This window comes from Saccharopolyspora galaxeae, assembly GCF_016526145.1.
Taxonomy (GTDB): Bacteria; Actinomycetota; Actinomycetes; order Mycobacteriales; family Pseudonocardiaceae; genus Saccharopolyspora_C; species Saccharopolyspora_C galaxeae.
Genome location: NZ_JADDUE010000007.1, coordinates 337,721 through 360,285, shown reverse-complemented (window position 1 = coordinate 360,285; position 22,565 = coordinate 337,721). Strand labels below are relative to the sequence as shown.

Here is a 22,565-nt window from a genome sequence, read left to right as displayed (position 1 = left end):
ACCGACTACCCAGCGGAACGCTCGCCGACGCCGACTGCCACCGCGATCGAGAGCGCCGGATCCTAGATCGACACAAGGATGTGTCTCGGCTGCCGGAATACCCCTAGGGGGTAGGGGTGTTAGCGCAAGTGTCAGCTGGTCGAACAATCAAGGACGTGAGAGGACAGCATGATCAACCTTCGCCGCACCGCAGCCGCGTCCGTTCTCGCGCTGGGCCTGGCCGGCGTTGCGGCCTGCTCCCCGGAAGGGCCAGCGCCCCAGGCACCGTCTGCGAGTCCGCCACCACCGCCGGCCGCGAGCGCGCCCGCGCAACCCGGCACCGCGGTGAGCCCGGCACACAACCAGGCCGACGTGCAGTTCGTGAAGATGATGATTCCGCACCACCAGCAAGCGCTGCGGATGGCCGAGATCGTGCTGCCGAAGCAGGGACCGGACCCGCAGGTGCGCCAAATGACCGAGAAGATCCAGCGCGAGCAACGCCTGGAGATCGCCACGATGCAGTCGTGGCTGGGTGCCTGGAACGCCGGGTCCGCGATGTCGCTCGAACAAGCACAGGGCATGCAGGGACTGCTTTCCCCCGACGACCTCGCCGCGCTCGAGCACGCCGACGGCGCGGCTGCCTCCAAGCTGTTCCTGCACCAGATGATCGCCCACCACGAGGGCGCTGTGTCCATGTCGCAGCCCGAGATCCAGGGCGGGGAGAACCCGCAGGCGAAGCAGCTGGCGCACTCGATCGTGCAGTCCCAAAACCAACAGATCCAGCACATGCAGTCGATGCTCAACCACCTGTAAGCACCGCAGATCCCCTTCAGCGCCCCAGCCCGCGAAATCTTGACATACCCCTACCCCCTAATAGTCCCGAGGAGGCTCGCCATGCATGGCTACGCCCAGGACAAGGACGCCTACGCCAAGCGGCTGCGTCGCATCGAAGGCCAGGTCCGCGGGTTGGCAAAGATGATCGACGACGACCAGTACTGCATCGACGTGCTCACCCAGATCGGCGCGACCCCCAAAGCCCTGCAGTCGGTCGCGCTGGGACTGATGGACGAGCACCTCAAACACTGCCTGGCCGAAGCCATGGCCGAAGGCGGCGAGGCCGCCGACGAGAAGGTCCGCGAAGCCAGCGACGCCATCGCCCGCCTGGTGCGCTCCTGACCAAACGCGACGAGCACCGACGCACGGTTCACATCGAGAAGGAAAGAATCGCTATGACCGAGACGACCTACATCGTGACCGGCATGACCTGCGAGCACTGCGCCCGGTCGGTGACCGAAGAGCTCACCGAGATCGACGGCGTGTCCGACGTCGCGGTGAACCTCGCCACCGGTGCGGTGACGGTGACCAGCGCTGAACCGGTCAGCAACGACGACGTGCAAGCCGCCGTCGAAGAAGCCGGCTACCAACTGGCAGCCCGCTAACCACCATCACTGCTCGCCAGCAGGAGCAGTCGACCCCTCCGACGTCCGTGAGCACCGGAGGGACACAGGAGGGCTCCATGACTACCACCACAAATCAGTCCACGGCCTCGCCCAGTCAGGACGTCGAGCTCGCTATCGGCGGCATGACCTGTGCCTCGTGCGCGGCGCGGGTCGAGAAGAAACTGGGCAAGCTCGACGGGGTGGCCGCCACGGTCAACTACGCCACCGAAAAGGCCAAGGTCACCTACCCCGAGGGGCTGGACCCGCAGCAGCTGATCGACCAGGTCGAAGCCGCCGGCTACACCGCCACCCTGCCCCAACCCGCTCGCACGAACACACCGTCCACCAGCGACGGTGACTCCGACGACCCGACGCGGTCGCTGCGGGAACGCCTGATCATTTCCGCCGTGCTGTCCGTGCCGGTCATCGCACTGGCGATGATCCCGCTGTTGCAGTTCACCTACTGGCAGTGGATCTCGCTGACCCTGGCCGCTCCCGTGGTCGTGTGGGGCGCGTGGCCGTTCCACCGCGCCGCGGCCACGAACCTGCGCCACGGCGCGGCCACCATGGACACCCTGATCTCGATGGGCACCCTGGCCGCATTCACGTGGTCGCTGTACGCGCTGCTGTTCGGCACCGCCGGCATGCCCGGCATGACCCACCCGTTCGCCCTGACCGTCCAACCGGGCAGCGGCGACGGGAACATCTACCTCGAAGTCGCCGCCGGGGTCACCACGTTCATCCTCGCCGGCCGCTACTTCGAAGCCCGATCCAAACGACGCTCGGGCGCAGCGTTGCGCGCCCTGCTCGAACTCGGCGCCAAGGACGTCACGGTCCTGCGCAACGGCCACGAACAGCGCATCCCCACCGACCAGCTCGCCGTCGGAGACCACTTTATCGTCCGCCCCGGCGAAAAGATCGCCACCGACGGCGTGATCGAAGACGGCTCCTCGGCGGTCGATGCCAGCATGCTCACCGGCGAATCCGTCCCGGTCGAGGTCGCCCGAGGCGACCTCGTGACCGGCGCGACGGTCAACGCCGGTGGTCGGCTCGTCGTCCGCGCCACCCGAATCGGCTCGGACACCCAGCTGGCCCAGATGGCCAAGCTCGTCGAAGACGCCCAGACCGGCAAGGCCGCCGTCCAGCGCCTGGCCGACCGCATCTCCGCGGTCTTCGTCCCGATCGTCATCGCCCTGGCGCTGGCCACCCTGATCTTCTGGCTCGTCACCGGAGCCGGAGCCACAGCGGCGTTCACCGCCGCCGTCGCCGTACTGATCATCGCCTGCCCCTGCGCACTCGGACTGGCCACCCCCACCGCGCTGCTGGTCGGCACCGGCCGCGGCGCCCAGCTGGGCATCCTGCTCAAGGGCCCCGAGGTCCTCGAATCCACCCGCCGCATCGACACCGTCGTGCTCGACAAGACCGGCACCATCACCAGCGGACAGATGTCCCTAACCGCAGTGCACACCCTCGACAGCGTCGACAAGAACGAAGTACTCCGACTGGCCGGAGCCGCCGAGCACGCCTCGGAGCACCCCATCGCTCAAGCGATCGCGCGCGGCGCGGCCGACCGCGTCGGCGATCTCCCTGAAGTCGAGGAGTTCACCAACATCGAAGGACTCGGCGTGCAAGCCGTCGTCGACGGCCACGCCATCCTGGTCGGCCGGGCGCAGCTGTTGGAGCAATGGAGTATCCGGGTCCCCGAGACGCTGGCGCAGGCCAAACTGGACGCCGAGCGGGACGGCAGTACCGCCGTCGTCGCCGCCGTCGACGGGCAAACCCGCGCTGCGCTGGTGATCGCCGACACCATCAAACCCACCTCGCCGGAGGCGATCCACGGCCTGCGCGGCCTGGGGCTGCGGCCGGTGCTGCTGACCGGCGACAACGAGGCCGTCGCCCAGGCGATCGCCGTGCAGGTCGGCATCGACGAGGTCATCGCCGAGGTCCTGCCCGCCGACAAGGTCGACGTCGTCGCCCGGCTGCAACGAGAGGGCCGCGTGGTGGCCATGGTCGGCGACGGCATCAACGACGCCGCCGCACTGGCCCAAGCCGACCTCGGACTGGCCATGGGCACCGGCACCGACGTTGCCATCGAGGCATCCGATCTCACCCTCGTCCGCGGCGACCTGCGTGCGGCCGTCGACGCGATCCGGCTCGCCCGCCGAACCCTCGGCACCATCAAGGGCAACCTGTTCTGGGCCTTCGCCTACAACGTCGCCGCCCTGCCGCTGGCAGCAGCCGGACTCCTCAACCCCATGATCGCCGGGGCCGCCATGGCGTTCAGCTCCGTGTTCGTCGTCGCCAACAGCCTGCGCCTGCGCCGCTTCCACAGCACCACTACCAACCCACGCCAGCTGGGCACCGAAACACACGACGTGTCCTCACCGCGGCCCAGCGCGACGCGCTCCTAACGGCCGGTACGGCGGGTAGGACCACTGTTCAAGCACGACTTTCCCCTCCCGGTCGGTAAGGCGGAAAGCACATTCCCGGTTGGCGCTGGGCGACAGCACCGTCTCCCCAAGCAGAACGAGTCACGAACTAGGGTGGAATCCGTGGGGTATCGGTCCACGAACGGTTACGGGTGGCTGCTGGCGCTGCTCGCCTTCGGCGTCATGGTCATGCACCATGCGCCGCTGGCCCACGCCAGCGACTCCGCGCCGATGCCGATGCCGCCAGCCCTGGTGCAGCTGCACGGCACGCACGCCGCACAGGCAGCTGACGTCCCCCACGCCCAGGTCGGCCGCTCCGCAGAACCGGCTGCCCATTCGTCACCCGACAGGCAGCCTGCTCATGAGCACGGGTGGCTCCACCTGTGTCTGGCGATCCTGGCCGCAGCGATCGTCCTGTTCGCCGCACACGCCCTCCGCGCCTCGGCACTCCTCCCGAAAGCACCGTTCCGGGCGGCCGCACTCGGCCCAGGTCGAAGCCGGAGTCGCCCCCCGCCCCCGTTACCTCGAAGACTGGCGCAGCTGTGCGTGCTCCGGTTGTGATCTTTCGCCGTTCCGAACGATCCGACGGATCGTTCCTTTTCCTGCAGCAACCAATTCGGAACGACGAAAGTGAATAAACCATGAACACGATGCGCACAGTCGGCGTTGCGTTGGCCATCGCCACCGCAGGTGGCGTCCTTGCCGCGTGTACCGGTTCCGAGCAGGGCATGCCGGGCATGAACCACGCCACCCCGCCGGCAAGCACCTCCCAGCCGCCCGCCGCAGCCGGGCAGCACAATAACGCTGACGTGGCGTTCGCCCAGGGCATGATTCCCCACCACAGCCAGGCCATCGACATGTCCCGACTGGCCGCCGAACGCGCCCAGTCCGACCAGGTCAAGAACCTCGCGCGTCAGATCGAGGTGGCCCAAGGCCCCGAAATCGAGACGCTCAACGGCTGGCTGCGCAGCTGGGGTGTCCCCACACCCCAGCCCGGCATGCCCATGAACCACGGCACCATGCCGGGCATGGAGCGCGAGAATATGCCCGGCATGAACCACGGGAACATGCCCGGCATGATGACCGCCGACGACATGCAAAAGCTGCAGCAGGTCAACGGGCCCGAGTTCGACCGAATGTTCCTCACCATGATGATCAAGCACCACGAAGGAGCGGTGGGCATGGCTCAAACCGAGCTCGCACAGGGCCAGTTCCCCGCCGCCAAGCAGATGGCCCAGCGGATCATCAGTTCCCAACAAGCTGAGATCAACACCATGCACCAGATGCTCAAGCACGGCTGACAGACCACGGCGGCGCTGTTGCCGAACTCGAGCAGCGCCGCCGCAGCCAAACCGGGAAGAAAGCAGCGAGGGGCGGCCCCGCGCTCGGCGGGGCCGCCCTTGGTGATCAGCCGCAGCGGCCGACCCCGGCGGCGGTCAACCCTTCCCTGGTCGGGCCCTGCCCACTCCGGCAGCACTCGGCCAGCTCGCCATCCACGACCACAGCAGGAATCCGGGCAAGGCCATATTCGGCCGCCCGGTCCGCGGCATTCGCGTCGCTGCGCAGGTCGCGCACCGCGACCTCGCAACCAGGTCCGGCCATGTCCTCCACCAGCTCCACCACGGGCGCGCAGCCCGGGCACCCAGTCGTGAACACTTCAACGTGGCGGTTTGCCATCGTCATCACCTCCGAGGCGGCACGCTAAGGTTTCCAGTCGAGTGGAAGGTCAAGTCCGCGGTTCGCTCTCTCGCCGCATGTGGTCGATCAGCGGGCAGGAGGCGGCATCGGCCTCCTCCGTGGCCAACCGATCGGCACGCGCGTCCAACTCCAGCAGCTGCTGCCGCATCCGCTGCAACTCCGCGATCCGCTCATCGATGTCGCCGACATGCTCGTGCAGGACCTGTCGGACATAGCCGCACGGACGCTTGTCCGCGTCCCTGAGCGCCAGTACTTCGCTGATCTCGTCCAACCGCATGCCCAGCCGCTGCGCGGCCTTGATGAAACCCACCCGGTCGGCATCGCTTTCGCTGTACACCCGATAGCCAGCAGCGTTGCGCTCGGCCGCAGGCAGCAGACCGATGCTCTCGTAATAGCGGACGGTCTTGGGATTTACCCGCACCGTCCGGGCCAGTTGCCCGATGTGCACCGCAGCTCCCTGCCGATCGAATCCCTAGTGTTCCCTCAAGAGTGCACCCTCCAGCCGACTGGAAGGTCCAGCCCAAGCCTGCCAACCGAATAGCACGACTGCTGCACACCGCGATCACCACGGCGACCTGCTCCACAGCTGCGCCGGTGTCACACCCCCGCACCAGCAGGGCGGGCGACTCCCGACGGTCGCCCGCCCCGAGTCCCAGCAGGACCTCCAACGTCGCACAGGCATACGCATCTGTGCACGTTCGCGTGAGCACTCGTGCGAACCCGGTTGCTGAGTCAAGCGTTGACCAAACCCGTTGTACCCGGACCGCGATGTGAAGTTCTTTCGGGTGCGGGTTCGGCTACAGTTGCGATCGCCACGATCCCCCTCCGTGGCCTTGGTGGCGCCCGGCCTGTATCTCCCTCCCCCTCGCAGGCCGGGCGTCCGGACGAAACCGGCCCGCCATCCTTTCGGTGAACCCACGCGGCGAGTTCCGGGAGAAAGAGCCCCTGGACGCAGAAGCTGTTCTCATCTCTTCTCGGCAACGACGGACAGCTCGATGCCGGAGACAGGGGACGGCAGGTTGAGAGGTCCGAGGTAGCGTTCGGCGTACTCGCGTGGCCCAGCCCGGTCGATTTCCAGCCAGCCGTATTCGGCCAGGAAGGTCGCGACGTTCTCTGGGTGAATCCCGAAGTGCCACAGCCCGCGTTCGAGGACGTATTCGCGGTAGACTTGCTCGGCTCCATACAAGGCGACGCCATCGAGGAAGTCTTTGCGCACGTAAGTGAATACGAGGCGACTTCCCGGCGGGACGCTCGCGAGCGAGCTGAACATCCATCGTACGGCGTCTTCCGACAAGTATTGGGTCACGGCCTCGCACACGAAGACGGTTCGCCGCGCCGGGTCGAAACCACACGCGACGAGCGCCTTGATCGGACCTCGGGTTTCCAGGTCCGCTGCGACCAGCGTGACGTGATCGGGAACTTCGCCGTACAGCCTGCGGAGGCACTCACGTTTCCCGTCGCAGCTCTCGGCCAGGTCGACCTCGTAGAAGTGGACCGCGGTCGGGTCGGGAACCCGGTAGGCCCGGGTGTCCAGTCCCGCCCCGAGCACGACCGCGACGTCGATGCCGTCGCGCCATGCCGCGCGCAGTTGATCGTCGATATAGCGTTTGCGACACAAGATGCTCGCCCACAGGCCCGGGATCTTCTTCTCCGTAGCTGCGATCAGCTGCCTGCGCACCAGCGCGACGGCGGTGGCAGCGACGGCTGCTTTGCCGGTGGCCGGCAGCATCCGGCACGCGAGCTTGTCGCGAACCACGGGAACGTCCTCGTGCTGGTCAACCGCGACGATCGTCATCGGCCCGAGGGCGGTGTGCTCAGCAGCGTCGTGACGCCGACTCGACATGGCAGTTCCTTCGCACGAGCGAGTGTTCTGTCACGCCGACCAGACTTCCCGGCACACCATCGACTCCCCGGGGGAGCGATACCGCCTACGCTATCCCATCCGCGAGAGCTTATAAAGATCACTACCCGAATGCCGGGGCATCGTCGACGCACGGTTCAACTTGAGGACAACCGTCAAACCCGGTCGCCGCCTGCGGCATCGACCGCCTCGATGCGTCGGTAAGCCCGGTTGCGCAGGGTCAACACCACCGACGCCAGAACGGCAGCGGTCACCGAGCCGACCAGCACCGCCGTCTTCACGTGTTCGTCCCGCGGGCTGCCGACGCCGTAGGCGAGTTCGCCGATCAGCAGCGACACGGTGAATCCGATCCCCGCCAGCAACGACACGCCGAACAGGTCCCACCACGACAGCTCCTCGTCGAGCCGTGCACGTGTGCATGTCGACAGCACGAAACTCGATCCGAATATTGTCCGTGGCGGTAGGGATCGCCCAACCACGCAGCGCATCGCCACCGGCGCCGAGGTTGATCGCCACGAACAGCAGCGCAGGCGCGATCATCCCGCACACCGCCGGCACCACCGGAACCACCGCCCGACTTGGATGGCGTAGATTCCCAACGACGAATTCGCGTTTGAGCTCCAACCCCACGACGAAGAAAAAGATCGCCAACAAGCCGTCAGCGGTCCAGTGCGCCAGGTCCAGGTTCAAGCCGACGATAGCGCCACCCCGCCACGGCACGTACGAACTTATCGATCCATAAGAGCCCCTACACGGCGAATTCACCCACACCAACGCGACGATCGCGGCGAGCACCAGCAGGCCCCCACCCACCGTCTCCGTACACAACAGCTCGGCAAGAGCGCGAGATTCCGCCCGAGACGGACGCTGACACCAACTCCTCTTGTGGCTGCACACCGAGCCTGCGCAGGACGCAATTCGCCGACCCGTTCAATCCCACAATCAATGGGCGCGCAACGGTGGTGAAACCGCGCTGTGCGCCCGCTACTGCCCTACCGACCTGCAACGGGCGTGCGATCGCCAGATTCTTCGGCACCAGCTCACCCAGAACCATCTGCAACACCGTCGCCACCACGAACGCGACCGTGAACGCCGCCGGGGTCGTCGCCTCGCCCGGTCGTGATCCCCAACTGAGCACCCGATAGCTGGGTCGACAGCGAGGTCAGTGCCCCAGCAGCCGTTGCGAACCGCGATCACTGCGCTCGGCTTCTCGCTCCACGGTGGCCCGATCCACTGCCACGAGGCTGAACTGCCCGACCACGCCCAACGGACCACGCAACAGGGCACCCAAAGAGGGCTCCACGATGTAGCCGACAACGAGACTCGTACCCCCGCCGCAGCGCTCGACCACTGCACGACCGTTCATCGAGACGTCCTTGCGACATCAAAGCCGACTCGACCGGTCGCGGCATCCTCACTCTTGACGTGTGCCTTCGTCTCCAGGCGCCTGCTCGTCGGGACCGTTATCGGCACGCGCGTCTCCTTTTCCCAGCCGGTAGCTCTCGCGCATCAGCTCGGCAGGGCTGGGCTCGCGCGGGATCATCAGCGCCATCCGTTCCGCTGCGAGCCCGCGCACCAGCCCGGCACACATGGCGAACAGCACGATGCAGAACGGCAGGCCGGCCAGGATCGAGGCGGTCTGCAACGCGCTCAACGCATCCTCACCGCTGACCACCCCGACCACGAGCAGGACGGCCGCGACCACACCCTCCAGCACGGCCCAGAACAGGCGTTGCTGCCAGCGCGGATGCGGATCGCCGCCGTTGGTGAGGATGTCGACCACCAGCGAGCCCGAATCCGACGACGTGGCGAAGAACAACACCACCACGATGATCGCCAGCACCGACGACAGGGTCGTGAGCACTCCCGGCACCGGCAGTTGGTCGAGCAGGAAGAACATCGCGGTTTCCGAACTCGCCGTGGCCAACGGGTTCGTGGGATCGCTGACCAGCAGGTTTAGTGATGAGTTACCGAACACCGTCAGCCACACCATCGACGCGCCGACCGGTGCGAACAGCGCCCCGGCAATGAACTGTCGGATCGTGCGTCCGTATGAGATCCGTGCGATGAACATCCCCACGAACGGCGACCACGAGATCCACCAGCCCCAGTAAAACAGCGTCCACGAGCTCTGCCATTCCTGAGCAGCACTGTCGCCTGGGTAGGTCTCGAAGCTCGTCAACGGCAGATTCTGCAGATAAAAGCCAACGTTGGCCGCCAGCGCATTGAGCAGATCACGCGAAGACGCCAGGAAGAACACGAACAGCATCAACACCAGAGCAAGCCAGAGGTTGATCAACGACAAGTTGCGGATGCCCTTGTCGATACCCAGCATCACCGAGACCACCGCGACCGCTGTGATCGCCAGGATCAGCACCACCTGCAACGTCCCGCTGTTCGGGATGCCGAACAACGTCTCAAGTCCCGCTCCGACCTGCTGGCCGCCGAGCCCGAGCGAGGTCGCCAGCCCGAACAAGGTCCCGAACACCGCCAAGATGTCGACGAGGTGCCCGAGCCACCCGTAGATGCGGTCTCCGATCAGTGGGTAAAAGGCGGCGTCGGGCCGCAGGGGTAGTCCCCTGCGGAAGGTGAAGTACCCCAGCGACAGTCCGAGCACGATGTAGATCGCCCACGGGTGCAACCCCCAGTGGAAGAAGGTCAGATTCATCGCGTTCGACGCGGCCGCATCCGTTCCCCCAGGCCCCACCGGGGGTTCGAGGAAGTGCGCCACCGGCTCGCTCACCGCGAAGTACACCAACCCGATTCCCATCCCGGCCGTGAACAACATCGCGAACCACGCCAGGTTGCCGTACTCCGGCCGGGAATCCGAAGGGCCGAGACGCACGTTTCCGTACCTGCTCACCATCAGCGCGATCACGAAAACCAGGAAGAACGTGGCCGCGATGATGTAGAGCCACTCGAAGTTCGTGGTGATGAAAGTGTTCACCGAACTGGCTACGGCGGCGACGTTTCCGGGCGCGATGACTCCCCACAGCACGAAGCCCACGATCACGATCGCCGAGACGACGAACACGGGTGGATTCGTATGCTTCTTCAAGTACCGCTGCATCATCACGCCCACCTCCCCTCCTGCGGATCCCTTAGCTACCGGGCGGCGTCCACTCGCCTCGCCAAGGCCGGAGCTAGAGTCGCGACCAAAGAACTTGGTTCGCGTTAGCGTGGCGGGAATACCGAGAGCTCATCAAGTTGCGCCTCAAGGGTTTGCCAGAAAACCGTAGAATCAGGCAGGCGCACCACAGCGCCCGCGGATTCGGTAGCGGTCAAACCCTGTTCCTGTTTTTGTAGTTCAAAACGTCCTACCCTGCCATTCAGCAACCGCTGGAATGGTCGCGCAACGGTCCGTGACGGCACGGTAGGACCCCAGCCCCACCGCTCGAGTTCGGCAGAACACCTGGCATCGTCACACGGGGCAGGCAGTCCGGCCAGAGCTACCGCAGCAGCGGCGCCTGGACATCGCCGCTACGAGAGCACCCCCGCTTCCCAGGCGCGCTCAGCTGTGTTGGTTCGGGCGGGCATCGCGAGCCGGGACACCGGAATTGCGCTCCTGAGTAGAGCCGTCGGTGGTAAGCCGTTCGATCGCGCCGCAAGGTAACTGACGACCGCCCGGCGCACGCCCCCGGAAGTAGGCGCCGCCATCTCGCCCGCCCGACTCCTGTTGCAGGCCAGCGTTGATGTAGCGATCGCGGGTCCGGTAGACCCAGATCAACAAGGCGACCACGATGATCAAAATTAGCTCGCCCATCACCACCCCACCCCCGGTCGAAGATCGAATCTTTACCGTCGACACGTTCTCGCAGTATCGGCCGAGCGTTCGGTGGTCACCAGTTCGCGCCGCAGCACGAATCAGCTGAACACCGCAACCCCACAGTGCACGCCTGCAACAGACGAAATAGCAGTAGATCCATCGGTTAGTTAATGCACGGGACGCCGTCGGCGGTGATGGCGTCGTCGCTGGGTGCAGGGGGTTGCTCACGTTGTGCGCCGTCGAGTTGGAGCGGTTTTTGGGAGGCGAAGTTTTGTTCGTTTCCTGGACCGTCGTAATCGTCGGCGAGCAGTACGTTCAGTTGTCCACTCCCGAGTTCGGGATCGCGTCGTACGGGCAGGCCGTTAAGCTGCTCGGCGATATAGCGGGCGATCTCACCGTGGCCGGGCGCGTAACTCACCCTTGAGGTATTGCGGGGAGTGGCATTCTCCGCTGTGCCGGTCGGGATGTCGTCGGAAGCCAGTTCATCGAGCACACCGGACGCAAGTCCGCTGGTGTCAGTCGCGTTGCGTACGTCAACAGTGGTTGACGCGAGACCGGGCGGCTGCGGTGGCTCGGGCGGCAAGCCCTGGTTGACTCTTTGGATGGTGGTCCGCACCTCGTAGGGATCGACTTGAATGGCTTCGCCGTCGGGAGTGTCGTAGGCGGGATCTTCCACGGGAATCGTGTCGAACGCGAGGTTGCCGCCGGCCAGGTTTTGCATTTGCCCGGCGAAGGTCAGAACATCCCAGTCCTGGTCGAGCACCACGGACTTTTGCAGCGAATCGAACAGCCCGCTGAGCTTGCTCGGAGACGCGAGTGTTCCGGTGGACAGGATCGAACGGGCGAGTCCGGCGAGGAAAGCTTGCTGGCGGACCACCCGGTCAAGATCGCCGCGCGGCAAGCCGTGGCGTTGCCGGACGAATGCGAGCGCGTCTGAACCGGAAATGGTTTGCGGCCCGGCGGAGAAATCGGCTCCGGAGTACGAGTCGTCGACGGCATCGTTCAGGCAGACGTCAACACCACCGACGGCTTTCGTGAGCTGGTAGAAGCCGAGGAGGTTCACCTCGGCGTAATGGTCGATACCCACACCGGTGAGGTCTTCGACGGTGCTCAGCAAGAGTTTGCGCCCCGCCTCGGACGAACGGCGCTCCAGCTCAGCGGAACCGGACACACCTTGTTGTTGTAGCTCGCTTTCGGCTTCGGACTTGCCCCGACCGAAGGCGGAATTGATCTTATGTTTGCCATGGCCATCGGGGATTCTGGTATAGGTGTCCCGCGGCAGCGAGTAGGCGACCGCACGTGACCGATCCTTCGGGATGTGCAGCAAGATCAGGGTGTCGGTCAGGTTGGCTTCGTTGTCGCCAGCGCCGAGACGTTCCAGGACGTCATCAGGAAGCGGATTGCCTTGTGCGTCGGTGCGGCTGTCCATGCCGACGAGCAGTACATCGAGGGAACCGTCGGCGCTCGCACCGGCGGTGACATCGCTGGTCGACAAGCCGCTTTCGAGGTCGCTCACGGTCATCCAGCCATACCCCGTCAAGGCGAATACGAGAGCGGAGACCGCAGCCGTGGCGGTGCGGGCCGCGGATCGCCACGGACGTCGCTGCGCTTGCTGCGGCACCGGCGCAGGAGGGGCGGCTGGAATCGGGACCGTGCGATCGACACGCTCGCTTTGTCGCGGCTGACGGGAATCCAGACGTCTGGACGGACGCTGATGCGATCCCGGACTCTCGCCTCGACCCACGCGAACTCCTTCCTGCTTGCGATGTCTCGGTCGCGGTCGCTGTGCCAGCGTCAGGATACGCAAATACCTGGCGTGGCTGGTGCCTGTGCCCACCGTGCGACCGCACGAATGCTCGGTCGGCTAGGTATCGTCGTGTCGTTCGTGCGTACATACCGATCCAGCACGAGGATGTGCTGGTGAGGAGGCTGGTTGATGCTCATCGAGGAGCCGCTGTCCGCATTGGCGCAACTGCCGACGCCTTTGGTCATCGCGGCTGCAGGCGGGCTCGCTCTCGCGGAGTGCACCCTCGGCCTGGGCTTTGTTGTCCCCGGTGAGAGCGGCTTGCTCATCGCTGCAGCCGCGGTCACCAATCCCGCGATTTTCGTCATCATGGTCAGCGTCGTCGCCGCCTGCGCCACTGTCGGCGACACCCTCGGATTCTGGCTCGGGCACCGGTTCGGCCACCGGCTGCGCGAGACCCGAATCGTGGAGAAGATCGGCAGCCAGCACTGGGACCGTGCTGCCGACCTTCTTCACAGACGCGGCGTCGGCGCGGTTTTCGTCGGGCGCTTCCTGCCCGTTGTCCGCACTTTGACACCTGCTGCGGCCGGCGCCTCGGACCTCGAATTCAAGCGATTCTTGCCGGCTTCGGCACTCGGTGCGTTGTGCTGGTCAACGTTGCACGTGGGCATCGGCGCCAGTGCGGGCGCATCGGCGCGCTACATCGAAGACGTCCTCGGGCGCGCAAGCTGGATCGTTCTCACCGTCGCCGTCATGGTTGTCGGCGGCGTCATCCTGTGGCGGCGCTTCCGCACGCGCGACTCCAGCCCGCAGAAGCCGTTAGAACGCGCTCGCTGAGCCGATGTCTCAAGGACCTATCGCACACGGTGCTCGCTTTCAGCATCCGACGATCTAGTCGACGTGGGTGGTGTCGCGCACGGTGCCGACGTATTCCTCGACGAGGTCCTCCAGCGCGACGACGCCGACTGGGCGGCCGGTGCTGTCGACGGCTGTGGCGAGATGGCTGCCCGCCCGCCGCAGGACCGCGAGGGCGTCGTGCAGCCGGGAGTCCGCGCGAACCGTGGGCAGTGCGCGTACTCGCGAAGAGGCGATCAGCGTGGACGGTTCGTTGCCAACGAGATCGAGCACGTCCTTGAGGTGCAGGTAACCGGGAAGATTTCCGTCGGCGGCGCGGATCGGGAAGCGCGAGAAGCCGGTATCGGCGACGACGCGTTCGACGTCTCGGAGCGCGGGTTCGGCCGGCAGCGTCGTCAACTCCGGCAGAGGGACGTACACGTCGCCAACGGTGTTCTCCACCGAGGACAGCGTTTGGGCGAGCCTGCGGTGCTCGGACTGCTCCAGCAACCCTTCCCGGCGGGATTCCACCAGCAGCTCCGCGAGCTCGGCTGAGGTGTAGGCGGTGTCGAGTTCGTCTTTGGGCTCCACCCGCAGCAGCCGCAGCACGCCGTTGGCCATCATGTTGAACAGCGCGATCAACGGCCGCGCCAGTTTGACGAATCCGACCAGGGCCGGGACCAGCCACAGCGCGAGTCGTTCCGGCTCGGCGATGGCCAGATTCTTCGGCACCATCTCGCCGACCAGCACGTGCAGCGCCACCACGATGGCCAACGCCAGTGTGAATGCCACGACGTGCAGCACCGCCTCGGGGATTCCCAGCGCGGCGAAGGGGATTTCCAGCTGATGCGCCACGGCGGGCTCGCCAAGACGACCGAGGCCCAGCGAGCACAGGGTGATGCCCAGCTGGGCGCTGGTGAGCATCAACGAGCCTTCCTGACTCGCCTTGATAACCACTCTTGCTCGCGTCTTACCTTGTGCCAGCAACGCTTCCAGGCGGTCCCGGCGCGAGGACAGCAGTGCGAACTCCGCGCCGACGAAGAACGCGTTGAGCACGAGCAGGACGATGCCGAGCAGCATCGCGACACCGTCACTCATCAGGACACCTCTCCATCGCCGTCGGCGCTATCGGATTGCTGAGTGACGCGGAGTTCGTCAACGCGTTTGCGATCCATGCGTGTCACCGTCAGGACCCAACCGTCCACGGCCACCTGGTCGCCAGCTTCAGGGATGCGGCTGAGCCGGGACAGCACGAACCCGGCGGCGGTCTCGTAGTCGCCCTCGGTCAAGGTGAGCCCGGTGGCTTCGGCCAGCTCATCCAGGCGCAGCAGTCCGGAGATCAACCACGAGGTGTCGTCGACCTGCCGCACGGCGATGGATTCGCCGCGATCGTGTTCGTCGCGAACGTCGCCGATGATCTCTTCGACGAGGTCTTCGAGCGTGACGATCCCGGCGGTGCCGCCGTACTCGTCGATGACCATGGCCAGTTGCAGTCCTGACCGGCGCAACTGCTCCAACAGGGCGTCGCCGTCCAAGGTCTCCGGCACCGTCGGCACCGGCTGGATCAGCGAGCGCACGGGGATGCGCTCCCGTTCCTCCGCAGCGATTCCGAATGCCTGCTTGATGTGCACGACACCCTGCACATCATCGAGATCACCCCCGTGCACCAAGAACCGCGAGTGCCCGCTTCGCCGGGCGAGGTCGACCACCTCCGCCACCGTCGCCCCTGACAACAGGGATTCCACCTGCACCCGCGGTGTCATCAGCTCGTCGGCGGTGCGATCACCGAACCGCAGCGAACGATCCAGCAGCTGCGCGGTCGCGGTGTCCAACGTGCCGTGTTCGGCACTGGAACGCACGATCATGCCGAGCTCGTCGGCCGACCGGGCCGAGCGCAGCTCCTCCTGAGGTTCGATCCCGAAGCGGCGCACCACCCAGTTCGCGCTGTTGTTCATCGCATCGATCAACCAGCGGAATGTCTGTGAGAATCCCGAGTGGTAGCCCGACACCGTCCGCGCCGTCGGCAACGGACGCGCGATCGCCAAGTTCTTCGGCACCATCTCGCCGAACACCATCGACACCGTCGTGGCCAGCAGGATCGCCAACGTCAACGACGCCGCGGCGGCAGCCGCTCCGGGCAGCCCCACACCCGCCAAGCCCGGCCGAATCAACTCACCGATCAGCGGCTCGGCCACGTAACCAGTCACCAGTGTGGTCAGGGTGATGGCGACCTGAGCACCGGACAGCTGGAATGACAGCGAACGATGCGCCTTCTGCACCGACCGAGCACGACGATCACCGACCTGACGCACATGCGCATCAACGGTGCTGCGCTCCAGAGAAGTCAGGGAAAACTCCGCAGCGACCGCGAGACCGGTGCCTAGCGTGAGGACTCCGACGAACAGCAGGCCGGCAACGGCGATCAGGATGTCCATCACCGATCACCTCGTCGCAAGATGTCGGCCGAATGGCGCAGCGGGCCCGAGCCCCGATCGGGCTCCGCAGGGTCGCCCGGGGACAGTGTTTCAAGCACGAACGGGTTCACCCCTCGTCACAAAGCGGAAAAATCGGACGCACATCGTATCTCCAACGGCGGAGCGCCAAGCCGATCGGCGCCCCTCCGTGGACACCGTGCTCCACCCCCCACGTCCGCCCAAGCACAACCTCGTCGGCGAGGTCCGGATCACCGGCGGATCGCCTTTCGCACAGCAACCGACGCGAAACTGGGTCCACCTGGTGCGAAGCAAAGCTGGAGACCGGGAGGTCGAAGGAGACATCGGCGAACCGAATGACTCCGGGGCGGGCGACCCGGAACCGGCACCGGTCGGCAACGACGTGCCGCGCACGATGCACCATCGACGCGGGCGGGTCGATGTCGACGATCGCGCCACAGGTCCTCCCGGCGCGGGCGCCGCTGACCGCGACGATCCGGTCGAAGATGCGTAGCTGCCCGAAGAAGTTCCCTACGGACACGGCTTCGTAAAGCCCGTGGGCAGCCGATAAGGTCACCACCGCCTTATGGTGCGGGTTCCGATAGGTCGCTTGCCCAGTCCATGGCGCTGCCTCCTCGATGCGCTAGCGGTGATGGGACAGTTGGGCGTGCGGGTCCTCGCCGGAGGTGACTGCGGGATCGATGTGCACGGTCGCGCGCCCGAGTCTCGGCAAGACGTGCAGCAGGTGGTGTTCGGCGTCCGCGGCGATCGAATGCGCCTCGATGACGGACAGGGCCGAATCGACGACGAGATCGGTCTCGGCCTGTAGGTCGTGCCCGACCCAGCGCATCCGCAACGAGTCGACACGCAACACACCAGGGGTGACCCGCAACGCGGTCTCGGCTTGCTCGACCAGGCACGGGTCGACGGCGTCGAGCATCCGGGCAAAAACCTCCTTGGCCGCGCCGACGAGCACGGACAGGATCGCCGCGGTAATCAGTATTCCCGCCAGCGGGTCGACCCACCACCAGCCTAGCCACGCGCCACCGGCGGCAAGCAGCACTCCCAGCGACGTGAACCCGTCGGTGCGCGCGTGCAGCCCGTCGGCGACCAACGCCGCCGAACCGATACGGCGACCGACCGTGGTGCGGTAGCGAGCTACTACCTCGTTGCCGGCGAAACCGACAAGGCCCGCGGCCGCCACCCACCCGACATGGCTGATGTCCTGCGGATGAAGCAACCGATCGATCGCCGTCCACGCAGCCAGCACCGCCGAAGCCGACATAACCAGCAAGATCACCAGACCTGCCAGGTCCTCGCCGCGTCCGAGCCCGTAGGTGAACCGTCGCGAAGCCGCCCGCCGACCGAGTACGAACGCGATCGCCAGCGGCACCGCAGTGAGGGCATCGGCGAAGTTGTGCAGAGTGTCGCCCAACAACGCCACCGAGTCGGTGAACGACACCAAAACCAACTGAGCCAAAGCCGTCGCCATCAACACCGCGAACGAGATCCACAAAGCTCGCATCCCGGCACGGCTGGCACGCAACGTCGAATCCACAAGCTCATTGCTGTCATGGCTGTGTGGAGTCAGCGCGTGCTTGATCTGCGACCACAGGCCCGCCCACGCGCTGCCACCGTGGCCGTGGGGATGCTGCACGTCAGACATCGGTCCGAGACAGTGCGAATCGGGTGCGGACTCGTCGTTCATGCGACCTCGCTCCCGGTGGTGGACAGCGGCACCGAAGTAGCACGACCATATGTGCTCATGTACGCACGCGACAACGTTGCAGCTGCCAACGAGGAGCAACAACAACTGCCCAGCGAGGGCCAGGTGGAGACGGCAGTAACCGCGCTGCGCATGTTGGCCGACCCCACACGGCTGCGGATCGTGTGGCTGCTACGCGACACCGAAATGGACGTGGCCAGTCTCGCGACGGCCGTCGGCGCAGCACGCCCCGCGGTCTCGCAGCACTTGGCCAAGCTCCGCCTGGCCGGATTGGTGCGAACGCGCCGCCACGGGCGCCATGCCGTGTCCGCCGCCCGCGGCGGCCATGTGCGACACCTGGTCGAAGAGGTGTTCTCTGCCGCCGAACACCACCGCACCGGGGCACCCGACCACGACTGAACCGACCCCGGCGAAGTTCCACGCACCGGGCCTCAGCGGGATGCCGATACACCGCCACTCGCGCCAACGGCAGTTCACTGTGGCACCGCTGCCGACGGGCAGCCTTTCGCCCGGCACTGAGCGGGCGAGCTCGAACACGACGCCCGCCCTCAGCGACGAGTGTCGGCCGCAATGCCCTGGCGGAGGCGCCCGGACGAGAACTCTTCGGACAGCCACCGACGCACGCCCGCACCATCGGCAGGCTCGTGGAAACGCTGGTGTATCAAGCGCCGATCACCGGCAAGGCGCTGCCCATCGTGTCTCCGGACCGGACCATTCTGGAGAGCCGGAGCCGTATCACCAGTGAGGCGCGGGCGACGAGCCCGCCCGAACTCCGCTGCACGTCGGCGACTGCGACCACGGCATGGGGCCATGTTCGCGAGGCAGCATTGCCGAACCCGGCCACCAAGGGGGACGCCGACGAGGACATCGACCTGGTGGGGATGGTGGGACCAAGACGGTGACCTCTGAGCCTGCCGCCACTCCACAACCACCCGGCACGGCGAGCCCTCCCGGACTCCCACGGCGGTACTGTCGATGAGATCATCGAAACCGCGCGTTATCGACGGGAAGGGACGCCGATGGCCGAACGGAAGCCACCCGAAGTTCTCGCCGGGGTGGACTTGGAGCGCCCCAACCCGGGACGGATCTACGACTGGTTCCTCGGCGGCAACTCCAACTGGGCCATCGACCGCGTCTTCGGCGAACGCCTGCTGGGCATGTGGCCGCAGATCGCAGGCGTGGCCCGGCAGAACCGCGCCTTCCTGCAACGCGTCGTCGTGGACGCTCTGGACGCGGGCATCCGCCAATTCCTCGATCTCGGTTCGGGTATCCCGACCGTGGGCAACGTGCACGAAATCGTCCAACAGCACACCAACGACCCGGCCAGCGTCGTCTACGTCGACTGCGAACCGGTCGCCACCGCCCACTCGCGCGTGAAACTGGAGCACACCGACTGGGCAGGGGTCGTCCAAGCCGACCTCATGCACTCCCACGAGGTCCTCACCCACGCCACGACCAAGCACCTCCTCGACCGCAACGAACCGGTGTGCCTGCTCGCCGTCGCCGCCCTCCAGTTCGTCGCTCCCGACCGCGGCATCCCGGCGGTGCTGCGCCGCTACGGCACGAAACTCGCCACCGGCTCCCGGGTAGCCGTGTCGCACTTCGCCTCCGACGTGCCCGACCCGGATGCACGCGCCGCCATGGAACGGTTCCGCACCGAATGCGACGTCACCCCTAACCCGCTGTATCTCCGCGACCGCGACACGATCATTAGCTGGCTGGACGGACTCGGGCACGACTGGACACTGCTGTCCCCGGGAGTAACCCAGTTACCGGACTGGCGACCCGAGCAGATCGCCCCGAATGCCAAAGCTGAAGCCGAGAAGATGCGGCCCTTCGCATGGTGCGGCGTCGCCGAGAAACACTAACGAGCAGTCGGCGATGCGCGGCGTCGGCGAAGGGACTAAATTTCCTCTCTTCTTGCCTCTCTCATCGCCCGCGTTGGTTTCTCGCCTTCTCCCCTGTTATCGCCTTCTTGTCCAGCGTGGGGCACTCGATGCCACCATCGCTTTAGGGTTACCCCAAGCATAAAGGGAAGCGCATGAAGCGGACCATCGGAATCATCTCGGCTACGACGGCCATTGCTCTGTCCTTGGCAGGGTGCGGCCCCGGAGCGTCATCTTCTGAAGAACAATGGACTGACGAGATTAAGGCCGCCGGCGTCGAAGCGCAGAACGGGGCTTCCTACCAAGGATTGTACGACCGGACACGACTACTCTGCGAGAGCGGCAGCAAGGAATCGATCACGTCTCTCCTTCGCCTCTCGTTGTCAGGGAGCAATAGTACCCAGCCGGACGCGGAACTGGCCGCTCCCGATAGAAATCCGAAACGGGCAGCGGAAACGTATGCGGACGCTACATGGAAATACGTTTGCGCCAGGTAGTTGAGATAATCTCACTGCGGCGAGCGCACGGAAGCCAGCCGGCTTTTGGAGGGTCCCTTGCTTCTTCGAAGTGCAGCCCGATGCGCTGACCATGAACCTTCGCTGCTAAAGATTTTCTACCGCACGGGGAAGAATGCGTCAGAGGGCCACCCAAAGGATACGTCTACAAACCTTGCGGCGTGCCGCGCACTCAGCGCTGTAGTCCGTGCTCCACCCACACGATAGGTCACAGTATGATCACGGAAAGTGACGCCGGCAACCATGCGTGATGCGGGAGCGTCTGTACCAGTGGATCGCACACCGTTTTTACGGAGGTTGGGTATGCACTCAGGACGGTCGACGCTCCACGCGGGGAGCTTGGGCTTGGCGGTCACGGCGCTCGTGGTTTCGTTGGTAGGTATGCCTGCTACGGCAGTAGCGGAGACGAAAGCAGAACCTTCCCTCGCACCTCCCGGGTGCGGAAGCAGATGTGAACAAGTCTTCAGCAAACAATTGGGATATGACGCGCATGTTGAGGGCTGGCGGAACACTCCCGACCCGTCGGGACACAGCGTGCTTGCGTACTACATTGACGGCCAGTTGCGGGATACCGCCACGCTTGACTACGAGTACGTGGAACAGGCGTCGTGTGGGTGGGAAGGCGACGCACAACGGTGCGCCGTGTCGTACTTCACCGGAGCCCACAGCAGCGGCGCCAAGTCTGTGTTCTTCAGCGCTGATGCCGGCATCGAGATTACCGACGACATTCTCGGCGGGGCACCGGGCACCATGCCGACCTACCTGGACGGCAACGGACGCGCTGATGTAGCGCTTCGCCAAAGCACCTATGATCCCAACTACGCTGAAGCGCCTCAATACTGGGAAACCTACCTCGAGTTCGGAGGCGAGTTCGTGCGGACGGGCTGCACCGCTCCGGAATATACAAACTCGCCTGCCCCGACCGAACCCGCGTACAGGAGCTGCGACTACATCTGACCACGAGCTCCACGGTGAGCGGGGCTGTAGTTAGTCGGCTCCCGTTCCCATCGAACGCTCGTGTCCTGCCGCCGTCGGGGTGTGCGCCGCGGGCTGGCGCGGCGCACACCGCGGTCATATCTCGAGATCGTCCATGCCGCGGCCGCCGCCACCTGAGCCGAGGGCGCGTTCCATCGTGCCGGGCTGGCGCGTCTCGCTTCGGGTCGCCATTCGCGCCATCGCCTGCGGATCATCAGACGAGGCACGTTCGGACGCGGGCACAGTCTGGCTCATTTCGTCGAGCACACGGCGACGCTGCTCGGGGGTGAGCTTGGCGAAGGCCTCGACATGCGCCTGCTCGACGGTCCCTGGTGGCGCGGTGCGCTGCATGTAGCGGTACCGCTCGACCGCCACCTCGTCGCGTAGGTCGCCTTCCCGCACCTGCGGCACTCAACGCGACAACATAGGTTCCGCCTCTACGTTTAAGAAATTGTCGATCTGGGCCGACCTCAGGTGTCATCCCAATGCCGAAGGGCTGACGATGGCGGCGACGGCGACGAAGACCGCAACAGCGAGGACGATGTAGGAGAACCAGCGGCGCACGGTGGGCGAGCGCAGCCTCGTCGACATCCGAGCGGCCACAATGGACACCACCAGTGATGTGCCAGCGAACAGTAGTAGCACTGGGTAGTCGATGCTCCTTGCCGCGCCAGCGTGGGCAACAAGCCCTGCCGCCGAGTTGATCAGCACCACCACCAGGGAGGTGGCGACTGCCTGCTGCGCTCCCAGGCCCAGCAACAGGCTCAGAGCAGGAACGATCACGAAGCCGCCGCCTACGCCGAACAAGCCGGTGAGCAATCCGACGAGTGCACCAGCGACCACTGACTTGGGCAGGCAGGTGCGCCAGTTGACCCCGCCCTCCTGGGTACGGCAGGCGCCGGCGTGGCTGTCCCCGCCGCGAAGCATCCGCACCGCGACGACGACCATGAGCGCGGCGAAAGCCAGCAGCAGCCAGCGTTGCGGGAAGAGCTTCCCGAGCGCGGCGCCGCCGAAGGCGGCCGGGGTGCCGGCCATGCCGAAGACCAGCGCGACCGGCCACCGCACCGCGGTGCGCCGCTCGCGGGGCACCAGGCCCCCCAGCGAGGACAGTGCGACTACGGCCAGCGAGGTGGGGATCGCTGTCTGCAAGGGCTGCCCAACGCCGTAGACCAGGGCCGGCACGGCGAGGATCGAGCCACCCGCACCGAGCAAGCCCAGTGCCAGGCCGATCACTGCACCGAACACCACTGCCAAGTACAACGAAACCACCTATCCCGGCAG

25 protein-coding genes and 1 pseudogene are annotated in these 22,565 nt (G+C 65.8%); 10 read left to right on the top strand and 16 right to left on the bottom strand.

The annotated features are described in order from the left end of the window. Positions 1–324: 324 nt before the first annotated feature. From INP57_RS30075 to INP57_RS18440, 5 genes are all read left to right on the top strand, one after another. Positions 325–792: a DUF305 domain-containing protein gene (locus INP57_RS30075; RefSeq protein ID WP_200071465.1), complete on the top strand. Its 468-nt coding sequence runs from the start codon at positions 325–327 to the stop codon at positions 790–792. Between the two features lie 81 nt (positions 793–873). Beyond that, positions 874–1,155 carry a metal-sensitive transcriptional regulator gene (locus tag INP57_RS18455; RefSeq protein ID WP_200071464.1) on the top strand — a complete coding sequence of 94 codons (282 nt, stop codon included), beginning with the start codon at positions 874–876 and terminating at the stop codon, positions 1,153–1,155. A gap of 53 nt (positions 1,156–1,208) precedes the next feature. Continuing rightward, positions 1,209–1,418, top strand: a complete 210-nt coding sequence (locus tag INP57_RS18450) for a heavy-metal-associated domain-containing protein (RefSeq protein WP_200071463.1) — start codon at positions 1,209–1,211, stop codon at positions 1,416–1,418. Positions 1,419–1,495: 77 nt separating this feature from the next. After that, complete coding sequence (locus INP57_RS18445) at positions 1,496–3,829, top strand: heavy metal translocating P-type ATPase (protein ID WP_200071462.1); 2,334 nt, start codon at positions 1,496–1,498, stop codon at positions 3,827–3,829. Positions 3,830–4,488: 659 nt separating this feature from the next. Further along, the gene (locus INP57_RS18440; protein ID WP_233627774.1) at positions 4,489–5,148 is read left to right on the top strand and encodes a DUF305 domain-containing protein; all 660 of its coding nucleotides are present in this window, start codon (positions 4,489–4,491) and stop codon (positions 5,146–5,148) included. A 106-nt stretch (positions 5,149–5,254) separates the two neighbouring features. Here the strand turns inward: INP57_RS18440 and INP57_RS18435 are convergent, their stop codons facing one another. The 10 genes and pseudogenes from INP57_RS18435 to INP57_RS18400 all read right to left on the bottom strand — a co-directional run bounded on the left by INP57_RS18435 (position 5,255) and on the right by INP57_RS18400 (position 12,694). Beyond that, positions 5,255–5,524: a thioredoxin family protein gene (locus INP57_RS18435; RefSeq protein ID WP_200071461.1), complete on the bottom strand. Its 270-nt coding sequence runs from the start codon at positions 5,522–5,524 to the stop codon at positions 5,255–5,257. Positions 5,525–5,573: 49 nt separating this feature from the next. Beyond that, complete coding sequence (locus tag INP57_RS18430; protein ID WP_200071460.1) at positions 5,574–5,993, bottom strand: heavy metal-responsive transcriptional regulator; 420 nt, start codon at positions 5,991–5,993, stop codon at positions 5,574–5,576. A gap of 516 nt (positions 5,994–6,509) precedes the next feature. Continuing rightward, complete coding sequence (locus tag INP57_RS18425) at positions 6,510–7,388, bottom strand: SAM-dependent methyltransferase (RefSeq protein ID WP_200071459.1); 879 nt, start codon at positions 7,386–7,388, stop codon at positions 6,510–6,512. Positions 7,389–7,561: 173 nt separating this feature from the next. Beyond that, positions 7,562–7,894 (bottom strand): Na+/H+ antiporter NhaA, encoded by a 333-nt coding sequence (locus tag INP57_RS30635; protein WP_233627864.1) that lies wholly within the window; start codon positions 7,892–7,894, stop codon positions 7,562–7,564. After that, positions 7,857–8,237, bottom strand: a pseudogene (locus tag INP57_RS30630) (Na+/H+ antiporter NhaA); the annotation flags it as partial. The gene INP57_RS30635 and the pseudogene INP57_RS30630, both read right to left, overlap by 38 nt. Next, positions 8,155–8,460: a CNNM domain-containing protein gene (locus INP57_RS29655; protein WP_233627863.1), complete on the bottom strand. Its 306-nt coding sequence runs from the start codon at positions 8,458–8,460 to the stop codon at positions 8,155–8,157. The gene INP57_RS29655 and the pseudogene INP57_RS30630, both read right to left, overlap by 83 nt. Before the next feature lie 108 nt (positions 8,461–8,568). Next, a complete protein-coding gene (locus INP57_RS18415) occupies positions 8,569–8,772 on the bottom strand; it encodes a hypothetical protein (protein ID WP_200071545.1) in 204 nt (67 codons plus the stop codon). 48 nt (positions 8,773–8,820) lie between these two features. Continuing rightward, positions 8,821–10,479 carry a BCCT family transporter gene (locus INP57_RS18410; protein WP_200071541.1) on the bottom strand — a complete coding sequence of 553 codons (1,659 nt, stop codon included), beginning with the start codon at positions 10,477–10,479 and terminating at the stop codon, positions 8,821–8,823. A gap of 438 nt (positions 10,480–10,917) precedes the next feature. Continuing rightward, positions 10,918–11,169 carry a hypothetical protein gene (locus INP57_RS18405; RefSeq protein ID WP_200071458.1) on the bottom strand — a complete coding sequence of 84 codons (252 nt, stop codon included), beginning with the start codon at positions 11,167–11,169 and terminating at the stop codon, positions 10,918–10,920. Between the two features lie 166 nt (positions 11,170–11,335). Next, positions 11,336–12,694 carry an LCP family protein gene (locus INP57_RS18400; protein ID WP_200071457.1) on the bottom strand — a complete coding sequence of 453 codons (1,359 nt, stop codon included), beginning with the start codon at positions 12,692–12,694 and terminating at the stop codon, positions 11,336–11,338. Positions 12,695–13,108: 414 nt separating this feature from the next. On the opposite strand from INP57_RS18400, the gene INP57_RS18395 reads away from it, so the two are divergent. Beyond that, a complete protein-coding gene (locus INP57_RS18395; RefSeq protein ID WP_200071456.1) occupies positions 13,109–13,753 on the top strand; it encodes a DedA family protein in 645 nt (214 codons plus the stop codon). A 54-nt stretch (positions 13,754–13,807) separates the two neighbouring features. Here INP57_RS18395 and INP57_RS18390 read toward each other — a convergent pair whose 3' ends face one another. The 4 genes from INP57_RS18390 to INP57_RS18375 form a co-directional block, all read right to left on the bottom strand. Further along, positions 13,808–14,848, bottom strand: a complete 1,041-nt coding sequence (locus INP57_RS18390; protein ID WP_200071455.1) for a hemolysin family protein — start codon at positions 14,846–14,848, stop codon at positions 13,808–13,810. Continuing rightward, complete coding sequence (locus tag INP57_RS18385) at positions 14,848–16,185, bottom strand: hemolysin family protein (RefSeq protein ID WP_200071454.1); 1,338 nt, start codon at positions 16,183–16,185, stop codon at positions 14,848–14,850. Before INP57_RS18385 ends, INP57_RS18390 begins: the two co-directional genes overlap by 1 nt. Positions 16,186–16,291: 106 nt before the next feature. Further along, positions 16,292–16,762, bottom strand: coding sequence for a hypothetical protein (locus INP57_RS18380; RefSeq protein WP_200071453.1), 471 nt, complete (start codon positions 16,760–16,762; stop codon positions 16,292–16,294). A gap of 63 nt (positions 16,763–16,825) precedes the next feature. Beyond that, positions 16,826–17,890: a cation diffusion facilitator family transporter gene (locus INP57_RS18375; RefSeq protein WP_233627772.1), complete on the bottom strand. Its 1,065-nt coding sequence runs from the start codon at positions 17,888–17,890 to the stop codon at positions 16,826–16,828. A gap of 57 nt (positions 17,891–17,947) precedes the next feature. Here INP57_RS18375 and INP57_RS18370 point away from each other — a divergent pair, with 57 nt between their 5' ends. From INP57_RS18370 to INP57_RS18355, 4 genes are all read left to right on the top strand, one after another. Then, complete coding sequence (locus INP57_RS18370; RefSeq protein ID WP_200071452.1) at positions 17,948–18,307, top strand: ArsR/SmtB family transcription factor; 360 nt, start codon at positions 17,948–17,950, stop codon at positions 18,305–18,307. A gap of 245 nt (positions 18,308–18,552) precedes the next feature. After that, on the top strand, positions 18,553–18,810 hold the full coding sequence (locus INP57_RS18365) for a hypothetical protein (RefSeq protein ID WP_200071451.1): 258 nt from the start codon (positions 18,553–18,555) through the stop codon (positions 18,808–18,810). A 117-nt stretch (positions 18,811–18,927) separates the two neighbouring features. Beyond that, positions 18,928–19,776 carry an SAM-dependent methyltransferase gene (locus INP57_RS18360; RefSeq protein WP_200071450.1) on the top strand — a complete coding sequence of 283 codons (849 nt, stop codon included), beginning with the start codon at positions 18,928–18,930 and terminating at the stop codon, positions 19,774–19,776. Positions 19,777–20,843: 1,067 nt separating this feature from the next. Beyond that, complete coding sequence (locus INP57_RS18355) at positions 20,844–21,266, top strand: hypothetical protein (protein WP_200071449.1); 423 nt, start codon at positions 20,844–20,846, stop codon at positions 21,264–21,266. Between the two features lie 114 nt (positions 21,267–21,380). Here INP57_RS18355 and INP57_RS18350 read toward each other — a convergent pair whose 3' ends face one another. Both INP57_RS18350 and INP57_RS18345 read right to left on the bottom strand, forming a co-directional pair. Beyond that, positions 21,381–21,695, bottom strand: coding sequence for a hypothetical protein (locus INP57_RS18350; protein ID WP_200071448.1), 315 nt, complete (start codon positions 21,693–21,695; stop codon positions 21,381–21,383). Between the two features lie 66 nt (positions 21,696–21,761). Next, on the bottom strand, positions 21,762–22,544 hold the full coding sequence (locus INP57_RS18345; RefSeq protein WP_200071447.1) for a sulfite exporter TauE/SafE family protein: 783 nt from the start codon (positions 22,542–22,544) through the stop codon (positions 21,762–21,764). Between the last annotated feature and the right edge of the window lie 21 nt (positions 22,545–22,565).

Bases quoted from the DNA above. Each gene is read 5' to 3' on its own strand.
- INP57_RS18405 (WP_200071458.1), bottom strand. From the start codon at position 11,169: ATGGGCGAGCTAATTTTGATCATCGTGGTCGCCTTGTTGATCTGGGTC.
- INP57_RS30635 (WP_233627864.1), bottom strand. From the start codon at position 7,894: ATGCGCTGCGTGGTTGGGCGATCCCTACCGCCACGGACAATATTCGGA.
- INP57_RS18360 (WP_200071450.1), top strand. From the start codon at position 18,928: ATGGCCGAACGGAAGCCACCCGAAGTTCTCGCCGGGGTGGACTTGGAG.
- INP57_RS18390 (WP_200071455.1), bottom strand. From the start codon at position 14,848: ATGAGTGACGGTGTCGCGATGCTGCTCGGCATCGTCCTGCTCGTGCTC.
- INP57_RS18370 (WP_200071452.1), top strand. From the start codon at position 17,948: ATGTACGCACGCGACAACGTTGCAGCTGCCAACGAGGAGCAACAACAA.
- INP57_RS18385 (WP_200071454.1), bottom strand. From the start codon at position 16,185: ATGGACATCCTGATCGCCGTTGCCGGCCTGCTGTTCGTCGGAGTCCTC.
- INP57_RS29655 (WP_233627863.1), bottom strand. From the start codon at position 8,460: ATGGTTCTGGGTGAGCTGGTGCCGAAGAATCTGGCGATCGCACGCCCG.
- INP57_RS18395 (WP_200071456.1), top strand. From the start codon at position 13,109: ATGCTCATCGAGGAGCCGCTGTCCGCATTGGCGCAACTGCCGACGCCT.
- INP57_RS18455 (WP_200071464.1), top strand. From the start codon at position 874: ATGCATGGCTACGCCCAGGACAAGGACGCCTACGCCAAGCGGCTGCGT.
- INP57_RS18450 (WP_200071463.1), top strand. From the start codon at position 1,209: ATGACCGAGACGACCTACATCGTGACCGGCATGACCTGCGAGCACTGC.
- INP57_RS18375 (WP_233627772.1), bottom strand. From the start codon at position 17,890: ATGAACGACGAGTCCGCACCCGATTCGCACTGTCTCGGACCGATGTCT.
- INP57_RS18445 (WP_200071462.1), top strand. From the start codon at position 1,496: ATGACTACCACCACAAATCAGTCCACGGCCTCGCCCAGTCAGGACGTC.
- INP57_RS18440 (WP_233627774.1), top strand. From the start codon at position 4,489: ATGAACACGATGCGCACAGTCGGCGTTGCGTTGGCCATCGCCACCGCA.
- INP57_RS18400 (WP_200071457.1), bottom strand. From the start codon at position 12,694: ATGACCGTGAGCGACCTCGAAAGCGGCTTGTCGACCAGCGATGTCACC.
- INP57_RS18415 (WP_200071545.1), bottom strand. From the start codon at position 8,772: ATGAACGGTCGTGCAGTGGTCGAGCGCTGCGGCGGGGGTACGAGTCTC.
- INP57_RS18435 (WP_200071461.1), bottom strand. From the start codon at position 5,524: ATGGCAAACCGCCACGTTGAAGTGTTCACGACTGGGTGCCCGGGCTGC.
- INP57_RS18425 (WP_200071459.1), bottom strand. From the start codon at position 7,388: ATGTCGAGTCGGCGTCACGACGCTGCTGAGCACACCGCCCTCGGGCCG.
- INP57_RS18410 (WP_200071541.1), bottom strand. From the start codon at position 10,479: ATGATGCAGCGGTACTTGAAGAAGCATACGAATCCACCCGTGTTCGTC.